Genomic DNA, 18,707 nt, shown 5'->3' with positions numbered 1-18,707 from the left:
CGGGCCTGGTCTGCCGGCCGCGAGCTGTCGTGGATGGATGCGTCTGATGCGGTACGTGGAACTGGACCTGCACCTTATCGTCGGCCGCGAAGCTCGACCGCGATGTCCAGCACTCGATGCGCCAGCGTGTCCTTGGTGCCGGACCAGGGTCCGTACCGGCCGTCACCGTAGCGAGCCGAGGTGAAGACCCGGATCTCGCTGGTCGCGCTACCGAACACCTTGCCGCCGCTGACATCGTTCAGCACCAACGCGTCACAACCCTTGCGGGCCAGCTTGGCCGCGCCGAGATCTTCCAGGGCGGCATCGGCGGTCGGGGTCTCGGCGGCGAACCCGATGATCACCTGGGCCGGATCGGTCCGGCTCTCCACCAGACCGGCCAGCACGTCGGTGGTCTGTTGCAGCTCCAGTCGCAGCCCGGAGTCACCGGACTTCTTGATCTTGGTCTCGCTCTCCGCGGCCGGACCGAAGTCGGCCGGCGCGGCGGCCATCACGACGATGTCGGAATCCTTCGCCGCGCGGCTCATCGCCGCCGCCAGGTCACCGGTGGAGCCGATCCGCTCCAGCTCGATCCCGGCCGGCGGCGGCAGGGTCACGTTCGCCGCGACCAGGCGGACCTCGGCGCCACGGAGGACGGCGGCCCGGGCCAGCGCCCAGCCCATCCGGCCGGACGAGGCGTTGCCGAGGAAGCGGACCGGATCGAGGTGTTCCCGGGTGCCGCCGGCACTGACCGCGACCCGGAGGCCTGCCAGATCACGGCGGGCGGCCCGGGCGGCCAGGTCAGGATCGGCCAGGAGACCGAAGGCGACGGCGGCCAGTTCCTCCGGGTCGGGCAGCCGGCCCGGGCCCGAATCGGCGCCGGTGAGCCGGCCGCTGTCCGGGTCGACCACCACGGCGCCGCGGTCGCGCAGGGTCGCCACGTTCTGCCGGGTGGCCGGGTGCAGCCACATCTCGGTGTGCATGGCCGGCGCGAAGACCACCGGACAGCGCGCGGTGAGCAGGATGTTGGTCAGCAGGTCGTCGGCCCGGCCGGTCGCGGCCCGGGCCAACAGGTCGGCGGTCGCCGGGGCGACCAGGACCAGATCGGCCTGCTGGCCGAGCGCGACGTGCGGCACCCGGTGCGCGTCGTCCCACACCTGGGTGCTGACCGGGCGACCGGACAGCGCCGCCCAGGTGGCCTCGCCGACGAAGTGCAGCGCGGACTCGGTCGGCACGACCGTGACCTCGTGCCCGTCGGCGACCAGCCGCCGGAGCAGCTCGCAGGCCTTGTACGCCGCGATGCCGCCGGCGACACCGAGAACGATCCTGCTCATCGGTGACTCGGCTGTGGTGGGTGGATCAGGCGGAGGTGGGACCGTCGCCGAAGCCGTCGTCCGACGCGGCGGCGGCAGCGTCGGCATCGGGATCGATGTCGGTGCAGGTCAGCACGCCGGCGTTGACCTCGCGGAGCGCGATGGACAGCGGCTTCTCCTGGACCGAGGTCTCCACCAGGGGTCCGACGTTGTCGAGCAGACCCTCACCGAGCTGGGAGTAGTAGGCGTTGATCTGCCGGGCCCGCTTGGCGGCGTAGAGCACCAGCTTGTACTTCGAATCGGCGTGCTGCAGCAGCTCGTCGATCGGCGGGTTGGTGATTCCCTCGGGCGCGGTGGTGTTGGACAAGATGGTCCTTTGCAGAGGTCTTCGACGGGGATGTCCGCCCCCGACTAGGAGGGCAGACCCAACAACAGTACCAATTCGGCGACGGCTTGGTCGATTTCGGTGTTGACGACGATGTGGTCGAACTCGTCCACGGCCAGCATCTCCGCCCGCGCGGTGGTCAGCCGACGCTCCCGTTCCTCGGCCGACTCGGTGCCCCGGCCGACCAGCCGGCGCACCATCTCTTCCCAGGACGGCGGCATCAGGAACACGTACTGCACGTCGTCGGCGGCGAACACCGCGCCCGCGCCGCAGACCTGTTTCACCTGCCGGGCGCCCTGCAGGTCGATCTCCAGGATGGCCGGCCGGCCGGCGTCGAGCGCGGCGCGCAGCGGCTCCCGCGGCGTGCCGTACCGGAACGAGTTGTGCACCACCGCCCACTCCAGCAACTCGCCGTCGGCGATCAGCCGGTCGAACTCGGCGTCGTCGACGAACAGGTAGTGCACCCCGTCGACCTCACCGGGCCGGGCCGGGCGGGTGGTCGCCGACACCGAGACGAACACCTCGGGCCGGGTCTCCCGGAGCCGGCCGACGACGGTCCCCTTGCCGACCGCGGTCGGTCCGGAGAGCACGGCCAGCCGTGGGCGGGCGGCCGCGGACGGCTCGGAGGTCGCGGTCATCGGGCTTGCCCTTCGACAGGCTCAGGGAACGAACAACCCGGCGCGGTCATCGGGCTTGCCCTTCGACAGGCTCAGGGAACGAACAACCCGGCGCGGTCATCGGGCTTGCCCTTCGACAGGCTCAGGGAACGAACGACCGACCAGGTCGGGCCCCGCAGTGGGCCCGGTCACGATCCGGTGCGGCCGGAGCGACTGGTGCGGGCTTCGAACTCGGCCAGCAGGCCCGCCGCCTGGTGCCGGCCCAGCCCGCGGAGTCGCCGGTTCGGCGCGATCTCCAGGCGCTCCATCACCTGTCCGGCGCGCACGTCGCCGACCCGGGGCACGCACTTCACGATGTCGACGACCTTGATCTGCGCGATCACGTCGTCTTCCTCGGCCAGCGTCAGCACCTCGGCCAAGGTCTGCTCGCCGGCCCGCAGCGCTCGTTTCACCTCGGCCCGTCGGCGCCGTGCCTCGGTGGCTGCGTGGCGGGCCAGCTCGCGCTGCGCGTCGCTCAGCGGCGGAATGGTCACAATCCCCCTCGTCTCAATTCGTCTCGTCCAGTACGGCAAACGGCCGCATCACCAGCGGCGCGGAGATGATCTTCATCGGCGCCTCACTGCGGGTGGGTCAGAGGGAAACCTATAGCAAGGAGCGGACGGAATTCACCCGACCCACCAGACTGGTCGCGACCTCGCGCAAAGCCTCCGGATCCGGCCCGGCCGAGAGCACCTCGCGGCTCGCCGACGGCAGCACCAGGTCGGTCGCCGGACCGAAGATCGCCGGCAGGTGTTCCGGCTCGCCGCCCTGGGCGCCGACGCCCGGAGCGAGGATCGATCCGTTCAGCTTGGCGAAGTCGAATCCCGGCGGATCGATCGTCGCGCCGACCACCAGACCGACCGATCCCAGCGGCTCGGCCCCGGCGTTGCGGTCGGCGGCCCAGCCGATCACCGTCTCGGCGACCGTCGTGCCGGCGGCCGTCCGGGCCAGTTGCTGCGCCGGGGCTTCGGGATTGCTGGTCAGCGCCAACACGTAGACCCCGCGGCCGTTACGAACGGCCAGGTCGGCCGTCCCCGCCAGGGTCTCGACGCCGACGTACGGAGTGATCGTGATCGCGTCGGCCGCCAGCGTCGACCCCTCGGCGAGGTAGGCCGCCGCGTAGGCGTCCATGGTGGAGCCGATATCGCCGCGCTTGACGTCCAGCAGGGAGATCGCGCCGGCCGCGGCGATGTCGGCCAGCAGCAGCTCCAGCACGGCGATCCCGGCCGACCCGTACGCCTCATAGAAGGCCGACTGCGGCTTGAACACGGCGACCGTCTCACCCAGCGCCTCCACCGTGCCGCGGGCGAATCGCTCCAGCCCGGCCGCGTCCCGCGGCAGTCCCCACCGGTCCAGCAACGCCGGGTGCGGGTCGATGCCCACACACAACGCCCCGCGGTCCTTGATCACCGCGGTCAGCCGCTCCCCGTAACTGGTGGTCATGCCGATTCCCCCTTCTGCAGACGTGACTGAGACCTCGACGAGGTCAGCGCATGGTCGCCGGTGGCCCGGTTGATCGCCGCGATCAGTCCGGGCCCGGCGTAGATGAAACCGGTGTAGAGCTGGACCAGGGCCGCGCCGGCGTCGAACATCGCCTGCCCGTCGTCGGCGGTCATGATCCCGCCGACCCCGATCACCGGCAGCGAGGTCCGTTCGGCCAGGAAGGCGACCACGGCCCGGGCCCGCCGGGTCAGCGGGGCGCCGGACAGCCCGCCGGCCTGCCCGGCCAGCTGCAGGTCGCCGTAGCGGAGGCCGGACCGGTCGAGGGTGGTGTTGGTGGCGATCAGGCCGCTGACGCCGCACTCGGTGCAGACGCCGAGCAACTCCTCCAGCGCGTCCTCGGTCAGGTCCGGCGCCACCTTGACGAAGATCGGCACCGGGCGGAACCGACCGGCCGACCGGATCGCGGTCAGCAGGTCGCGCAGCGCGCCCGCCTCCTGCAGGGCCCGCAGCCCGGGAGTGTTGGGGCTGGAGACATTGATCGCGAGATAGTCGGCATGCGGAGCCAGCAACCGGTACGAGGTCAGATAGTCCTCGGTCGCCTGCTCCAGCGGCGTGATCTTGGTCTTGCCGATCGAGATGCCGACCGGCATCCCGGCCGCACCGTTGCCCCGCCGGACGCCGTCCCGGGTCAGCCGCGACGCCAACGCCTGGGCACCGCGGTTGTTGAACCCCATCCGGTTGATCACCGCGCCGCTGGCCGGCAACCGGAACAGCCGCGGCCGGTCGTTGCCCGGCTGCGGCCGCGCGGTGACCGTGCCCAGCTCGGCGTGGCCGAAGCCCAGCGCGGACCAGGCCAGCACCGCCCGGCCGTCCTTGTCCATCCCCGCGGCCAGCCCGACCCGGCCCGGGAAGTCGATCCCGGCCACCCGCACCGGGGCGCCCTGGCTGCGCCCGCCGACGGCGAAGCGCAACAGCCGGCGCAGCTGCGGCGACCGCCCGACCAGTTCGATCATGGACAACGTGCGCTCGTGTACGGCCTCGGCGTCGCCCCCGGCGGACCGGAACAGCACCGGTCGCACCAGGCGCCGGTAAATGATCATCGCGCTGTGAACTCGGCCGACCAGGACTGCAGGGAGCGGACCTTCAGCTCGCCGGAGCGGACCGACTCAATCCCCTGCACGGCGGCGGCGAGGCCCTGCACGGTGGTGACGCAGGGGATGTTGCGCAGCACGGCCGCGGTCCTGATCTCGTAGCCGTCGTAGCGCGGCCGGCCGTCCTCGCTCAGGCCGTGCGGCGTGTTGAAGATCAGATCGACCTCGGCGTCCAGGATCGCCTGGACGATCGTCTTCTCGCCGTTCGGGCCGGGGCCCTGGGTGTGCTTGCGGACGCTGGTCACCGCGACGCCGTGCCGGCGCAGCATCGACGCGGTGCCGGCCGTGGCGAGGATGTGGAAGCCGAGATCGGCCAGCCGCTTGACCGGGAAGATCACGCTCCGCTTGTCCCGGTTGGCCACCGAGATGAAGACGGTGCCCTTGGTCGGCAGCGGGCCGAAGGCCGCCGCCTGGCTCTTGGCGAACGCCGTGCCGAAGTCGAGATCGAAGCCCATCACCTCGCCGGTCGACTTCATCTCCGGGCCGAGGATGGTGTCGACCGAGATCCCTTCGACGGTACGGAACCGGTTGAACGGCATCACCGCCTCCTTGACCGCGATCGGCCCGCCGGGCTGCTCGACGCTGCCGTCGCCGTCGGCCCGGAGCAGGCCCTCGGCGCGCAACTCGGCGATCGTCGCGCCGAGCATGATCCGGGCCGCGGCCTTGGCCAGCTGGGTGCCGGTGGCCTTGGAGACGAACGGCACCGTCCGCGACGCGCGCGGGTTGGCCTCGAGGACGTAGAGGGTGTCGCCGGCGAGGGCGTACTGGATGTTGATCAAGCCGCGGACGCCGACGCCGTCGGCGATCGCCTCGGTCGAGATCCGGATCCGGTCCATGATCGCCGCGCCGAGCGTGATCGGCGGCAGCGCGCAGGCCGAGTCGCCGGAGTGCACCCCGGCCTCCTCGATGTGCTCCATCACGCCGCCCAGATAGAGATCGGTGCCGTCGTAGAGCGCGTCGACGTCGATCTCCACCGCGTCGTCCAGGAACCGGTCGACCAGCACCGGATGCGCCGGTGAGACCTCGGTCGCGCGGGCGATGTAGGAGCCCAGCGAGCCCTCGTCGTAGACGATCTCCATCCCGCGGCCGCCGAGCACGTACGAGGGCCGGACCAGCACCGGATAACCGATCTCGTCGGCCACCCGCTTCGCCTCCTCGAACGACCGGGCCAGGCCGTGCTTCGGCGCCGGCAGGTCGGCCTCGGCCAGCACCTCGCCGAACGCGCCCCGCTCCTCGGCCAGGTGGATCGCCTCCGGGCTGGTGCCGACGATCGGCACCCCGGCATCCTTCAGCGCCTGGGCCAGCCGCAGCGGGGTCTGCCCGCCGAGCTGGACGATCACGCCGGCGATCGGCCCGGCCAGGGACTCGGCGTGGACGACCTCGAGCACGTCCTCGCAGGTCAGCGGCTCGAAGTAGAGCCGGTCGGAGGTGTCGTAGTCGGTGGACACCGTCTCGGGGTTGCAGTTGACCATGATCGTTTCGTACCCGGCGGCCGAGAGGGCCATCGAGGCGTGCACGCAGGAGTAGTCGAACTCGATCCCCTGGCCGATCCGGTTGGGCCCGCTGCCCAAGATCAACACCGCCGGCTTGGTCCTCGGCGCGACCTCGGTCTCGCTGTCGTAGGAGCTGTAGTGGTACGGGGTCCGGGCGGCGAACTCGGCCGCGCAGGTGTCCACCGTCTTGTAGACCGGGCGCACCCCCAGCGCCCAGCGGACACCGCGGACGACGTCCTCGCTCAGCCGGCGCAGGGACGCGATCTGGGCGTCGGAGAAGCCGTGCCGCTTGGCCAGCCGGAGCAGCTCGGCGGTCAGCTCGGGCGCCGTCTCGACCCGCTCGGCGACCTCGAGCAGCAAGATCAACTGATCGACGAACCAGGGATCGATCTTGGTCGACTCGAACACCTGCTCCGGCGTGGCGCCGGCACGCAGGGCCTTGATCACCAGGCCGAGCCGGCCGTCGTGCGGCCGGGCCGCCCGCTCCAGCAGGTCGTCGACCGAGTCGGTGACGGGGCCGGCGTAGTCGAACGGCGCCCGGGAATCCTCCAGGCTGCGCAACGCCTTGCCCAGCGCCTCGGTGAAGTTGCGGCCGATGGCCATCGCCTCGCCGACGCTCTTCATGTGCGTGGTCAGGGTCGAGTCCGCCGACGGGAACTTCTCGAACGCGAACCGCGGGATCTTGACCACGACGTAGTCCAGGGACGGCTCGAACGAGGCCGGCGTCTCCTTGGTGATGTCATTGGGGATCTCGTCCAGCGTGTAGCCGATGGCCAACTTGGCCGCGATCTTGGCGATCGGGAAGCCGGTCGCCTTGGAGGCCAGGGCGCTGGACCGGGACACCCGCGGGTTCATCTCGATCACGATCATCCGCCCGTCCGCCGGGTCGATCGCGAACTGGATGTTGCAACCGCCGGTGTCAACGCCGACGTCGCGGATGATCCCGATCGCCACGTCCCGCATCCGCTGGAACTCGCGGTCGGTCAGCGTCATCGCCGGGGCGACGGTGATCGAATCGCCGGTGTGCACGCCCATCGGGTCGAGGTTTTCGATCGAGCAGACGATCACCACGTTGTCCGACGAGTCGCGCATCACCTCCAGCTCGTATTCCTTCCAGCCAAGGATCGATTCCTCGATCAACACCTCGGTGGTCGGGCTGGCGGCGAGACCCGCGCCGGCGATCCGGCGAAGATCAGTTTCGTCGTGGGCGAAGCCGGAGCCGACGCCGCCCATGGTGAAGCTCGGCCGCACCACCAGCGGATAGCCGAGCTCGCCGGCCGCGCCGATCACGTCGTCCATCGAGTGGCAGACGACACTCCGTGCCACCTCGCCGGGGCCGCCGGCGATGCCCTTCAGGTTTTCGACGATCGCCTTGAACGTCTCCCGGTTCTCGCCGCGCTGGATGGCGTCCACCGAGGCGCCGATCAGCTCGACCCCGTACTGCTTGAGCACGCCGCGCTCGTGCAGCGCGATCGCGGTGTTGAGGGCAGTCTGGCCGCCCAGGGTGGCCAGCAGCGCGTCGGGGCGTTCCTTGGCGATCACCTGCTCCACATACTCGGGGGTGATCGGCTCGACATAGGTGGCGTCGGCGAACTCCGGGTCGGTCATAATCGTGGCCGGGTTGGAGTTGACCAAGATCACCCGGAAGCCCTCGGCCTGCAACACTCGACAGGCCTGGGTGCCGGAGTAGTCGAACTCGCAGGCCTGACCGATCACGATCGGGCCGGAACCGATCACCAGCACCGAGGAAAGATCATCGCGGCGCGGCATCAGTGATCACCTCCGCTAGCGCGCTCCATCACTTCGATGAAGCGGTCGAACAGGTAGTCGGCGTCGTGCGGGCCGGCCGCCGCCTCCGGATGGTACTGAACCGAGAAGGCGATCAGCTCGCCGTCGGCGTTGGCCAGTTGCAGGCCCTCCACCACGTCGTCGTTCAGGCAGACGTGACTGATCGACGCCTGCCCGTACGCGGTCGTCAGCGTTTCACCGGCCTTGCCCTCGACGGCGAAGCCGTGGTTGTGCGCGGTGATCTCGACCCGGCGGGTGGTCAGGTCCATCACCGGCTGGTTGATCCCGCGGTGGCCGTAGCCGAGCTTGAAGGTGCCGTAGCCGAGGGCTCGGCCGAACAACTGGTGACCGAAGCAGATGCCGAAGTACGGCAGCCCGTCGGCCAGCACCCGGCGGAGCAGCGCGATCGGCCCGGTGGCCGCCGACGGGTCGCCGGGGCCGTTGGAGAAGAAGACCCCGTCCGGCTGCAGCGCCAGCAGTTCGTCGTAGCTGATCGTGGAGGGGACGACGTGCACGTCGATGCCGCGCTCGGCCATCCGCTGCGGCGTCATCGCCTTGATCCCGAGGTCGACCGCGACCACCCGGAACTTCGCCTCGCCGACCGCCGGCACCCGATAGGGCTCGGTCGCGGTGACCTCGTCGGCCAGGTGCGCGCCGTGCATCGACGGCGTCGCCTTGACCCGCTCGAGAAGATCCTCCGCGGTCGTCGTCTCGCTCGAGATGCCGACCCGCATCGCGCCGCGTTCGCGCAGGTGCCGGGTCAGCGCCCGGGTGTCGATCCCGCTGACGCCGACGATCCCCTGGCTCTGCAGTTCCTCGGCCAGGCTGCGCCGGGCGCGCCAGTTGGAGGAGACCCGGGCGGGGTCGCGGACCACGTAACCGGCCACCCAGATCCGCCCGGACTCGTCGTCCTCGTCGTTCCAGCCGGTGTTGCCGATGTGCGGAGCGGTTGCGATGACCACCTGGCGGTGGTAGCTGGGGTCGGTCAGGGTCTCCTGATAGCCGGACATCCCGGTGGAGAACACCGCCTCGCCGAAGGTTTCGCCGACGGCGCCGAACGCCTGCCCGCGGAAGGTCGTGCCGTCCTCCAGCACGAGCAGCGCCGGCGGTGGATCAATGGTGGGGTCTGCGAGCGCGCGCGAAGGCGTTTCGAGCATGACCGTCCTTTCCTGCCTCACGGGACAGGTCTTAAAGGTTGGCTGAGATCCCTCGCACCCTAGCACCCAGCCCCACCCCGCCGACCCGCCAGTAGTGCACGCGGTTTTGCGGCGTGTCGGGACACAAGTGACGTGTCGATCCCACAGCGGATCGGGACGGATCGCCGGTCCGAAAGCTGCGACGGTCCGCCGATTCCACAGCGCATCGGCACCGATCCCCTCGTCGGCGCGCGCCCCCCCCGGTCCACGGCTGGCCGAGACGTCACTTTTGTCCCGACACGCCGCAAAACCGCGTGCACTTCTGGCGGGTCGGCGGGGTTAGCCGAGGGTTTCGGGGTAGGTGGCGGGGGTCTTGTGGATGTGTTGGGCGAGGAATGCCAGGACGACCTGGTACCAGATCCTGGCGTGTTGCGGGGTGAGCACCCAGTGGTTCTCGTCGGGGAAATAGAGGAAGCGGTGCTCGGTGCTGCCGTCGTCCGCGGCGGGGAGGCCGGAGGCCGAGAGGAGGTCGTACCAGAGCCGGAGGCCGTCGCCGATCGGCACCCGGTAGTCCTTGTCGCCGTGCACGACCAGCATCGGGGTGCGGATGTCACCGACGAAGCGGTGCGGAGAGTTGGCGTACGACATCTCCGGCGTCATCTCCCGGGCCCAGTAGTAGGCGACGTCGGTGGTGCCGCCGAAACCGTCCAGCGCCCACAGGCTGGCGTGGGTGACGATCGCGGCGAACCGGTCGGTGTGGCCGGCGACCCAGTTGGCCATGTAGCCGCCGAACGAGCCGCCCATCGCCGCGATCCGGGTGTTGTCGATCTCCGGCAACTGCTCGGCCGCGTCGGTAGCCGCCATCAGATCGGTGTACGGCGCCTCGCCCCAGGCACCCCAGCCGCGCTGGACGAATTCCTGGCCGTAGCCGGTGGACAGGGCCGGGTCCGGCAGCAGCACCGCGTACCCCTGGGCCACCAGCAGCCACGGACACCAGCGCCAGGACCAGGTGTTCCAGGAGCCGAGCGGGCCGCCGTGGATCCATAGCACCAGCGGCGCCGGATTCGCGGCCGAGGCGCCGTCGGGCAGCGCCAGCCAGGACCTGACCCGGGTGCCGTCGGCGGCCGTCGTCTCGACGTCGCGCAGGGTTCCGGGCAGTTCGGGCCGCGGCGCGGGGGCCGGCAGCGCGGTCACGTCGCCGGTGCTCAGGTCGATCCGCACCGGCTCGGCCGGGAAGGCGTACGAGGCCCGCAGCGCATAGGCCGCCGTGCCGTCGGGGGCCACGACCAGGCCGCTGTAGGCCGCGTCGTCGCCGGTCAGCCGCTCCGGGGCGGCACCGTCCAGGGCGATCCGGAACACCGGCGCCCGCCCGTCCTCGTCGGCGACCACCAGCAGGCCGGAGCCGTCGGGCAGCCAGGCGATCCCGCCGGGCCAGCGGTCCCAGTCGGCGGCCAGCCGGCGCGCGTCCGACCCGTCGAGGCCGACCACCCACAGGCTCACCCGTGGCGCCTCGGTCGGCGTGGTGATGGTCTCGCGCAGGTACGCGACCCGGGTGCCGTCGGGACTGATCCGGGCACCGCTCAGGTCAGCGGCGGCATCGTCGACGATCCTCGCCCGGGCGCCGGTGGCGACGTCGATCGTCTCCAGCACCGAGCGGGACGCGCCGCGCGGCAGCGGGACGCGGACATCGACCACGACGGTCCGGCCGTCGGCGGCCAGATCGGGCTCGCCGTGGATCAGCGCCGCGCCGATGTCCGGGCACAGGTCGCGCAGCTCGACCGGATCGTCGCCGGCCTCGGGCGCCAGGGTGCCGGCGAAGAGGTGCGGCGCGTCGGGGCCGAGGTCGTGGTCCCAGAACCGGACCGGGTAGCCGCTGTGCAGGATCGCCGAGATCTTGTTGTCCGACCGCAGGTCGCGGAGCCGCTGCTCCGACTCGCTGTCGGTGGCCGACGGCAGGGTGCCGGCGGTGGCCAGCACGGTGGCGCCGCTCCGGGCAGCGGCCACCCCGGACACGCCACCGGGCCGGCGGGCCAGCAGCCGGGCCTCGCCGCCCGCGGCCGGCAGCAGCCAGACCGCGGGCTTGGCCTTGTCCTCCGAGGTCTCGCCGTGCGCCCGTTGCGCTACGAACAGCAGGTCACCGGCGGCGGTGAAGGCGGCCTGACTCTCCCCCTTCGCGCCACGGGTGAGCTGCCGGGCCGCCGCCCGACCGGCCGGATCCAGCTCCCACTGCGACGTCACGTAGCCGGTCCCCTTCTCATCCGGTACGGAGAGCCCGGCGACCAGCCGGCCGCCGTCCGGGGACAGCGCCAGCGAGGCCAGCCGCGGCAGCGCGATGTAGGCGTCGAGGTCGTGGAACGGGGTCGCGGGGGCAGCATCGGCGTCCAGGGCCGGCGTCTCTGCGGAGGAGGTCATGCTGCCGTTCCTATCATCCACCGCCTCCCGGCGGCCGGGCCCGATGGCAGTGATTGCCCATGGCAATAGTTGCCCTATGTAAACAATCGGGATATAGTTATCAACGCTAAGTACTTCACGACCATCACGGGAGCTCATCGTGTCCACCACTCCTCCACGCCCAACGGCGGACGTGCCTGACCACCGGGAGGCGTCGGCCGGCGCCGGCGAGCTGTCCCCCGGTGCCCTGGAGCGGACGCCGACGGTCGAGTTGCTCGAATCCGTCGGCCAGTTGATCCGGACCGCTCGATCGTTCAGCCACCGGCAGACCGAGGACCTGGGCTTCAGCGGCACCCCGTTCGGCATCCTGAAGCTGCTCGCCGAGGGCGATCGCCGGCCGGGCGATCTGGCCGTCGAGCTGCAGATCGCCCCGTCGGTCGTCTCCCGGGCGCTGGTCCCGCTGGAGCGCGACGGTCAGATCGAGCGCCGGCTCGACCCGGCCGATGCGCGGTCGTTCCGACTCGCCTTGACCGAGGCCGGCCGCGATCAGTTGGCCCGGCGCCGGGTGCTGATCCAGGCCCGGATCGAGCGGTTGCTGGACGGCTGGCCGGCCGAGGACATCGCCACCCTCACCCGGCTGATGCGGCGGCTGGAGAGCAGCATCCAGGACAACGCCGACGAGCTGCTGCAACCGCCGACCGAACGGGCCGAACCCCCGCCGTCCGTTCCGGCACCGGCCGCCTCCGAGGCGGTGCCGGCATGACCGATCAACCTCCCGAAACCCCTCACGGACAAGGATTCCCCTCCGCATGACCACCACCGCCGTTGCCGAGCAACGGACTCAGCCGCCGATCGAGGCGATGTCACATCGCCGCATCCTCGAGTCGATGACCGGGATGCTGGCAGCGCTGTTCACCGCGATGATCTCGTCCAACATCGTCGCGACCGCGCTGCCGGTGATCATCGGCGACCTGAACGGCACCCAGCGGCAATACACCTGGGTGATCACCGCCGCGCTGCTGGCGACCACCGTGAGCACGCCGATCTGGGGCAAGCTCTCGGACCTGTTCGACAAGAAGCTGCTGATCCAGCTGTCGATCACGATCTTCGTGCTCGGCTCGGTGCTGGCCGGCTTCTCGACGAACGTCCCGATGCTGATCGGCTTCCGGGTGCTGCAGGGCCTCGGCATGGGCGGCCTGACCGCGCTGGTGCAGTCGATCATGGCCTCGATCATCGCGCCGCGGGAACGCGGTCGCTACTCCGGCTACATGGGCGCCGTGATGGCGGTCAGCACGGTCTCCGGGCCGCTCCTCGGCGGCTTCATCGTGGACAGCCCGCTCGGCTGGCGCTGGTGCTTCTTCGTCTGCGTACCGCTGGCGATCATCTCGCTGTTCGTGTTGCAGCGGACACTGCGGGTGCCGATGTTCCGCCGGCCGGTCAAGATCGACTACGTGGGCGCACTGTTGATCTCCGTCGCGGCCAGCCTGCCGCTGCTGTGGGTGACCTTCGCCGGCACCGAGTACGCCTGGTGGTCCTGGCAGACCCTGGTCTTCCTCGGCCTGACCGCGATCCTGGTCGCGGTGGCGATCATCGTCGAGCTGAAGGTGTCGGAGCCGCTGGTGCCGTTGCGGGTGCTGAGCAACAAGACGGCCGCCCTGATGATCATCGCCAGTGCCGCGGTCGGCATCGGCATGTTCGGCGGCGCGACCTTCCTCGGCCAGTATTTCCAGCTGGCCAAGGGCTACAGCCCGACCCACGCCGGCCTGATGATCATCCCGCTGATGGTGGCGATGCTGATCTCCTCGACGATCTCCGGCCAGATCATCACCCGGACCGGGAAATGGAAGGGCTTCCTGGTCGGCGGCGGCGTGCTGCTGGTCGCCGGCCTGGCCGGTTTCGGCACGATCACCCACACCACGCCGGACTGGCAGACCTGGGTGTTCATGGGCCTGATGGGCCTCGGCATGGGCGCGATGATGCAGAACATCGTGCTGGCCGTCCAGAACACGATCGACGTGCGGGACATCGGCGCGGCCTCGGCCACGCTGGCCTTCTTCCGCACCCTCGGCGGCGCCATCGGCGTCTCGGTGCTCGGTGCCGTGCTCGCCGCCCAGGTGAAGACCCAGGTCACGACCGGCCTGGTCGCCCAGGGGATCCAGATCCCCGGCGGCGGCGCCAACCTGACCCTCGACTTCAGCCAGCTGCCGCCGGCCGTGCTGGAGATCGTCCGCGGCGCGTACGGCGACGCCACCGGGCACATCTTCCTGATCGCGGCCGCGGTCGCCGTGGTCGCGCTGATCGCGGTGATCATGGTCCGCGAGGTGCCGCTGCGGACCACCGTCGAACTGGTCAAGCAGCCGGCGCCGCAGGACGGCGCCGCTCCCCCGCCGGTGGCCGATCCGGTCGCCGCGACCACGCCGGCTCCGCTGTCGGCACTGGCGGCAACGCCGGACGATTCTGATCAACTGGATGACGTGGTGGCAGGAAAGTGGGCCAACGAGCCGACCGTGCCGCCCCAGGACCCGGATGGGGTTGAGGTGAAGGACGAGAACAGCGAGCCGACCGACAGCGCGGCCGATGCGCCTCGGGGCCGGGCCGAGACCAACGGCCGGGCTCCGTTCCAGGCCGAGGACCTCGACGATCCGACCGAGCGGATCTCCGTCGCCGCACTGGACGTGCTGGCCGCCGCCCAGGCCCGGTCCCGTGATCAGGCGCACGCCGCGGACGAGGCCGTGGACCAGGTGCGCACCGCGATCGACGAGCTCGAGGGCCAGGTCAACACCGCGGTCGAGGGTTTCCATCAGGCCCTCGCCAAGGTTCGCGACAGCCTGGCCGAGCCGGCCTCGCTGGGCCGCGACGGCGTCGGCGGCGACGAGCTCCGCTCCTACGAATACGGGCTGCTGGTCAACAGCCAGCAGACCGCCGACCGGGTCACCGGCCAGGCCCAGGAGGAGTCGGAACGGCTGCTCACCGACGCCCGGACCGAGCTGGCCGACCTCGAGTCGCGGATCGAGCAACTCCGCAAGGTCGAGTCGACGCTTCGCCAGGAGGTCGGCGAGCAACTGCGGAACGACGCCCGGCTGAGCTGACCCGGGTGGGGTGAGGTGAGGTCGGCCGCCGCGGGGCCGGCCTCACCTCCCATCAGTGCTGGCGATCAAGTTCATCGGCAAGCGTCGCTTTTCTCGATCCGCCGGCCGCTCTAACGTCGTTGATCATGACGACCGACTACCGCGATGGCATGATCGACCCGATTCCCGGCCGGCTGTCGAGTCCGCCCGGCACGCCGTTGACCGGGCTCGCCTGGGCTGACGTACGGACGCGGATCGCCGAAGCCGAGGACTTCCTGCTCGCGACGGCCGACCCGGCGGGCCCGCCGCACGTGGTGCCGATCCTCGCGGTTTGGCAGGACGCAACGGTGTGTTTCGTCACCACCCGGCAGGCCCGTAAAGCCCGGCTGCTCGCCCGGAACGGCCGCTGTGCCGTGACCGTTCCGGGCGCCGAGGTCGACCTGGTGATCAACGGCGCCGCCCAGCTGGTCGGCGACGGGCCCCGGCTGCAACGCATCGCCGACCTGTTCCCGATCAAGTACCCGTGGTGGCATCCGGCCGTCAGCAACGACGAACTCTACGATCCGGCCGACGTCGCGCGCAGCGACCCGCGGCACGTCTACGCGATCGAACCGGCGCAGGTCTTCGCGTTCGGGAAGGCGGACGGGTTCAGCGCCACCCGCTGGGACTTCGCCGGCTGACTAACCGGTCGAGTCCGGAGCCGGGGCGGGCTTGGTGGTGACGATCTTGCCCAGCAGGCCGTTCACGAAGGCCGGGGACTCGTCGGTGGAGAGGTCGGAGACCAGCGCGAGGGCCTCGGCCACCGCCACCGAGTCCGGCACGTCGAGGTAGTCGATCTCCAGGACGGCCAGCCGGACGGTGTTGCGGTCGACCCGGGGCATCCGGGTCAGGCTCCAGCCGCTGGCCAGGGAGGCGACGATCCGGCCGTCGATCTCGCTCGCGTGGGCGACGACGCCTTCGATCAGCTCGCGGGTGTAGTCGCGGACCGGCGGGTCGGCATCGGCCCTCCGCTCGGCCAGCGTCTCCAACGGATCCCGGGACCGCAGCTCCGACTCGAACAGGATGTCGAGGGCGCGTTTCCTGGCCTTGCTCCGTGCGGACATGAAGTCGATCAGCTACCGATCCGGCCGAGGTATTCGCCGGTCCGGGTGTCGACCTTGACCTTCTCCCCGTTCGTGATGAACAGCGGGACCTGGATCTGCAGACCGGTCTCCAGGGTGGCCGGCTTGTTGCCGCCGGTGCTGCGGTCGCCCTGCAGTCCGGGCTCGGTGTACGTGACCTCCAACTCGACCGAGGCCGGCAGGTCGAGATAGAGCGGGTTGCCCTCGTGGATCGCGACCGTGGCGACCTGCTCCTCGAGCAGATAGTTCTTCGCGTCGCCGACGGTCTGGTCCGGGATGGTCAGCTGCTCGTAGGAGGTCATGTCCATGAACACGAAGCCGGCACCGTCGTGGTACAGGTACTGCATGTCGCGCCGGTCGACGGTCGCGGTGTCCACCTTGGTGTCGGAGTTGAACGTCTTGTCGACGATCTTGCCCGACAGGACGTTCTTCAGCTTGCTCCGGACGACGGTGTTTCCCTTGCCGGGCTTGTGATGCTGAAACCACAGCACCGCCCAGAGCTGGCCGTCGAGATCGAGGACCATGCCGTTCTTCAGGTCATTGGTTGAGACCACGCGCGTTCCTTCGTGACTTGCGAGTGAGAGGGAGCAGAAACCCGGATGCAACCGGGCAGCGGCCCAGTCTAGCCTTGCCGGGTGATTTCGACCCATTCGGACATTGCGCTGCGGCACGCGCTCTCGACGGGACCCCGCTGATGCGCACACAGCTGCTGGCCCGGCAGCCGGAACTGCGGACCGATCGGCTCCGGCTGACCCAGCTCGGCCCGGAGCATTTCGACGCCATGGCGGCCGGTCTGACCGACGACGACGAGGGCCGGCGGCTGACCGGCACCCACGCCGAGCACACCGACCAGCAGGTCCGCGACTTCCTGGCCAAGCTGCCGGGCGCCGACGACCGGGCCGACTGGGCGATCGTCCGCACCGATGATCAGCTGGTGATCGGCGAGGTCGTGCTGAACGACCTGGACGCCGACAACCAGTCGATGAACTACCGGATCGCCCTCTACGGCAGCGCGTTCTACGGTCAGGGCTACGGCACCGAGGCCGGCCGCGCGGTGATCAACTTCGGTCTCGGCGTGCTCGGCCTGCACCGGATCAGTCTCGGCGTGTACGACTTCAACGACCGCGCTCTGGCGTCCTACGCCAAGCTCGGCTTCGTCCTCGAGGGGCGGCTGCGGCACGCGCTGCTCTGGGACGGCGAGTGGCACGACGAGTTGATCATGTCGGTGATCGCCCCGGACCTCCAGGCTCAGTGATCTTGGTCCGTCGGCCGGCCGACGGCGCGGAGCACCCGGCGGACGTGTGCGGCCGCCCAACCGGCACCGAACGGCCCGGTCCGCAACAGCCAGCGGTGCAGGATCGGGCCGTAGAGCAGCTCGACGGCACCCTCGGGATCCTCGACCCCACCGACCCGTAGCCGTTCGGCGACGGCCGCCAGTTGGGGGCCGAGCAGCCGGTCCCGCAGCTCGTCGGCCAGGGCCGGGTCGGTCTGCACCTCGGCCATCATCGCGCGCAGCAATCGATCTTGACCGGGCTCGAGCAGGTCCGCGATCGTCGCCGCCACCAGCAGTTCCAGGTCCGCGGCAAGGTCGCCCGAATCGGGGACGGCCACCGCCCCGGCCGGGTCGACGCTGCGGTCGAGCAATGCGTCGAAGACGATCGCGCCCTTGCCCGGCCAGGTCCGGTAGAGCGTCTGCTTGCCGGCGCCGGCCCGGGCCGCGATGCCCTCCATCGTCAGCCCGGCATAGCCGACCTCGCCGATCAACTCCAGCGCGGCGGTCAGCACCCGGGTCCGGGTCGAGGGGCGAGCCATGACTCGTACTCTACCCAAAACGAGACGCTGCGTCTCGTTCTGGGTTAGGCTGTCGTCATGCACCCATCGAAGACCTGGTTGATCACCGGAGCGAGCCGCGGGCTCGGCCGCGCCCTCGCCGTGGCCGTGGCCGAGGCCGGCGACGTGGTCGTGGCTACCGTGCGAGGTGATCATGAACTGCCAGACCACGAACGGATCCACGTCCAGCGCTTGGACGTCCGTGATCATGACGGTGCCGTCCTCGCCGTCCGCCGGGCGACGGCCGAGACCGGCCGGCTCGACGTCTTGATCAACAATGCGGGCTACGGACTGGTCGGCGCCACCGAGGAGGTGACCGAGACCGAGGCCCGGGCGATCATCGACACCGACCTGCTCGGTCCGCTGTGGCTGACTCAGGCCGCGCTGCCGGTGATGCGGGCACAGGGCTCCGGGCACATCGTCCAGGTCTCCACCGTCGGCGCCGTCGGCACGCTGCCGTTCTTCGGTCTGTACAACGCCGCCAAGTGGGGCCTGGAGGGATTCAGCGGCGCGCTGGCGGCGGAGGTCAGGCCGCACGGCATCCGGGTCACCATCGCCGAGCTCGGCAGCATCGATACGTCCTGGTCCACCGGCAGCCTGCGGTTCGCCGAGCCGAACCCGGCCTACCACGAGCTGCGCCGCGAACTGTTCGGCACCGTCGAGACGCCCTGGGCGACCGGGGGCACCGGCGGCGGGATGGCACCCGAGGACGCGGCGCGGGTGCTGCACCGGCACATCTCCGAGCCGGTCGATGATCGACTCCGGTTGCTGATCGGCGACGACGCTCCTGAACACGTCGCGATCGCCCTCGGCGACCGGATCGCCGACTACGCCAAGGACGAGCGCTTCCCGGCCGAGCGACTGCTCGGTGTCCGTACGAGTTGATCATGCTGCGGCCGGCCCGGACCGGGCGGATAGGCTGCTGCGATGGTGCCGGTGTTCGAACAGCCCAGTCA

The 18,707-nt window shown here is 70.5% G+C and carries 17 protein-coding genes; 5 read left to right on the top strand and 12 right to left on the bottom strand.

All coding sequences use genetic code 11. The features are described 5' to 3' along the window. Positions 1-74: 74 nt before the first annotated feature. The 9 genes from coaBC to FNH24_RS18360 all read right to left on the bottom strand — a co-directional run bounded on the left by coaBC (position 75) and on the right by FNH24_RS18360 (position 11,753). On the bottom strand, positions 75-1,310 hold the full coding sequence (gene coaBC, locus FNH24_RS18400) for a bifunctional phosphopantothenoylcysteine decarboxylase/phosphopantothenate--cysteine ligase CoaBC (RefSeq protein ID WP_152363666.1): 1,236 nt from the start codon (positions 1,308-1,310) through the stop codon (positions 75-77). A gap of 25 nt (positions 1,311-1,335) precedes the next feature. Beyond that, a complete protein-coding gene (gene rpoZ, locus FNH24_RS18395; protein WP_152363665.1) occupies positions 1,336-1,656 on the bottom strand; it encodes a DNA-directed RNA polymerase subunit omega in 321 nt (106 codons plus the stop codon). A gap of 44 nt (positions 1,657-1,700) precedes the next feature. After that, complete coding sequence (gene gmk, locus FNH24_RS18390; RefSeq protein WP_152363664.1) at positions 1,701-2,312, bottom strand: guanylate kinase; 612 nt, start codon at positions 2,310-2,312, stop codon at positions 1,701-1,703. 167 nt (positions 2,313-2,479) lie between these two features. Further along, a complete protein-coding gene (gene mihF / locus FNH24_RS18385; RefSeq protein ID WP_152363663.1) occupies positions 2,480-2,824 on the bottom strand; it encodes an integration host factor, actinobacterial type in 345 nt (114 codons plus the stop codon). Positions 2,825-2,933: 109 nt separating this feature from the next. Continuing rightward, positions 2,934-3,773 carry an orotidine-5'-phosphate decarboxylase gene (pyrF, locus tag FNH24_RS18380; RefSeq protein WP_152363662.1) on the bottom strand — a complete coding sequence of 280 codons (840 nt, stop codon included), beginning with the start codon at positions 3,771-3,773 and terminating at the stop codon, positions 2,934-2,936. Further along, positions 3,770-4,873 (bottom strand): quinone-dependent dihydroorotate dehydrogenase, encoded by a 1,104-nt coding sequence (locus FNH24_RS18375; protein ID WP_152363661.1) that lies wholly within the window; start codon positions 4,871-4,873, stop codon positions 3,770-3,772. Before FNH24_RS18375 ends, pyrF begins: the two co-directional genes overlap by 4 nt. Next, positions 4,870-8,187, bottom strand: coding sequence for a carbamoyl-phosphate synthase large subunit (gene carB, locus FNH24_RS18370; RefSeq protein WP_152363660.1), 3,318 nt, complete (start codon positions 8,185-8,187; stop codon positions 4,870-4,872). The genes FNH24_RS18375 and carB overlap by 4 nt, the downstream gene beginning before the upstream one ends. Then, entirely contained in the window at positions 8,187-9,362 is a 1,176-nt protein-coding gene (gene carA, locus FNH24_RS18365) for a glutamine-hydrolyzing carbamoyl-phosphate synthase small subunit (protein WP_152363659.1), read from the bottom strand. Before carA ends, carB begins: the two co-directional genes overlap by 1 nt. Positions 9,363-9,680: 318 nt before the next feature. Further along, the gene (locus FNH24_RS18360; protein WP_152363658.1) at positions 9,681-11,753 is read right to left on the bottom strand and encodes an alpha/beta fold hydrolase; all 2,073 of its coding nucleotides are present in this window, start codon (positions 11,751-11,753) and stop codon (positions 9,681-9,683) included. A gap of 172 nt (positions 11,754-11,925) precedes the next feature. Here FNH24_RS18360 and FNH24_RS18355 point away from each other — a divergent pair, with 172 nt between their 5' ends. The 3 genes from FNH24_RS18355 to FNH24_RS18345 all read left to right on the top strand — a co-directional run bounded on the left by FNH24_RS18355 (position 11,926) and on the right by FNH24_RS18345 (position 15,480). Beyond that, positions 11,926-12,495 carry a MarR family winged helix-turn-helix transcriptional regulator gene (locus FNH24_RS18355; protein ID WP_161606192.1) on the top strand — a complete coding sequence of 190 codons (570 nt, stop codon included), beginning with the start codon at positions 11,926-11,928 and terminating at the stop codon, positions 12,493-12,495. Between the two features lie 46 nt (positions 12,496-12,541). Continuing rightward, complete coding sequence (locus FNH24_RS18350) at positions 12,542-14,821, top strand: MDR family MFS transporter (RefSeq protein WP_246186957.1); 2,280 nt, start codon at positions 12,542-12,544, stop codon at positions 14,819-14,821. A 125-nt stretch (positions 14,822-14,946) separates the two neighbouring features. Then, positions 14,947-15,480 carry a pyridoxamine 5'-phosphate oxidase family protein gene (locus FNH24_RS18345; protein ID WP_152363656.1) on the top strand — a complete coding sequence of 178 codons (534 nt, stop codon included), beginning with the start codon at positions 14,947-14,949 and terminating at the stop codon, positions 15,478-15,480. Here FNH24_RS18345 and nusB read toward each other — a convergent pair whose 3' ends face one another. Together nusB and efp are read right to left on the bottom strand one after the other, a co-directional pair. Then, the gene (gene nusB / locus FNH24_RS18340) at positions 15,481-15,903 is read right to left on the bottom strand and encodes a transcription antitermination factor NusB (RefSeq protein ID WP_152363655.1); all 423 of its coding nucleotides are present in this window, start codon (positions 15,901-15,903) and stop codon (positions 15,481-15,483) included. Between the two features lie 8 nt (positions 15,904-15,911). Next, a complete protein-coding gene (efp, locus tag FNH24_RS18335; RefSeq protein ID WP_281351044.1) occupies positions 15,912-16,475 on the bottom strand; it encodes an elongation factor P in 564 nt (187 codons plus the stop codon). 140 nt (positions 16,476-16,615) lie between these two features. On the opposite strand from efp, the gene FNH24_RS18330 reads away from it, so the two are divergent. Next, positions 16,616-17,176: a GNAT family N-acetyltransferase gene (locus FNH24_RS18330; protein ID WP_152363653.1), complete on the top strand. Its 561-nt coding sequence runs from the start codon at positions 16,616-16,618 to the stop codon at positions 17,174-17,176. Here the strand turns inward: FNH24_RS18330 and FNH24_RS18325 are convergent. Continuing rightward, entirely contained in the window at positions 17,170-17,733 is a 564-nt protein-coding gene (locus tag FNH24_RS18325) for a TetR/AcrR family transcriptional regulator (protein WP_152363652.1), read from the bottom strand. The two genes, FNH24_RS18330 and FNH24_RS18325, sit on opposite strands and share 7 nt — an antisense overlap. Before the next feature lie 57 nt (positions 17,734-17,790). On the opposite strand from FNH24_RS18325, the gene FNH24_RS18320 reads away from it, so the two are divergent. Then, the gene (locus FNH24_RS18320; RefSeq protein WP_217428297.1) at positions 17,791-18,636 is read left to right on the top strand and encodes an SDR family NAD(P)-dependent oxidoreductase; all 846 of its coding nucleotides are present in this window, start codon (positions 17,791-17,793) and stop codon (positions 18,634-18,636) included. Positions 18,637-18,707: the final 71 nt, after the last annotated feature.

This window comes from Microlunatus speluncae (genome assembly GCF_009299835.1).
In the GTDB taxonomy this organism is placed as follows: domain Bacteria; phylum Actinomycetota; class Actinomycetes; order Propionibacteriales; family Propionibacteriaceae; genus Microlunatus; species Microlunatus speluncae.
This window is presented reverse-complemented; position numbering and strand designations above follow the sequence as displayed.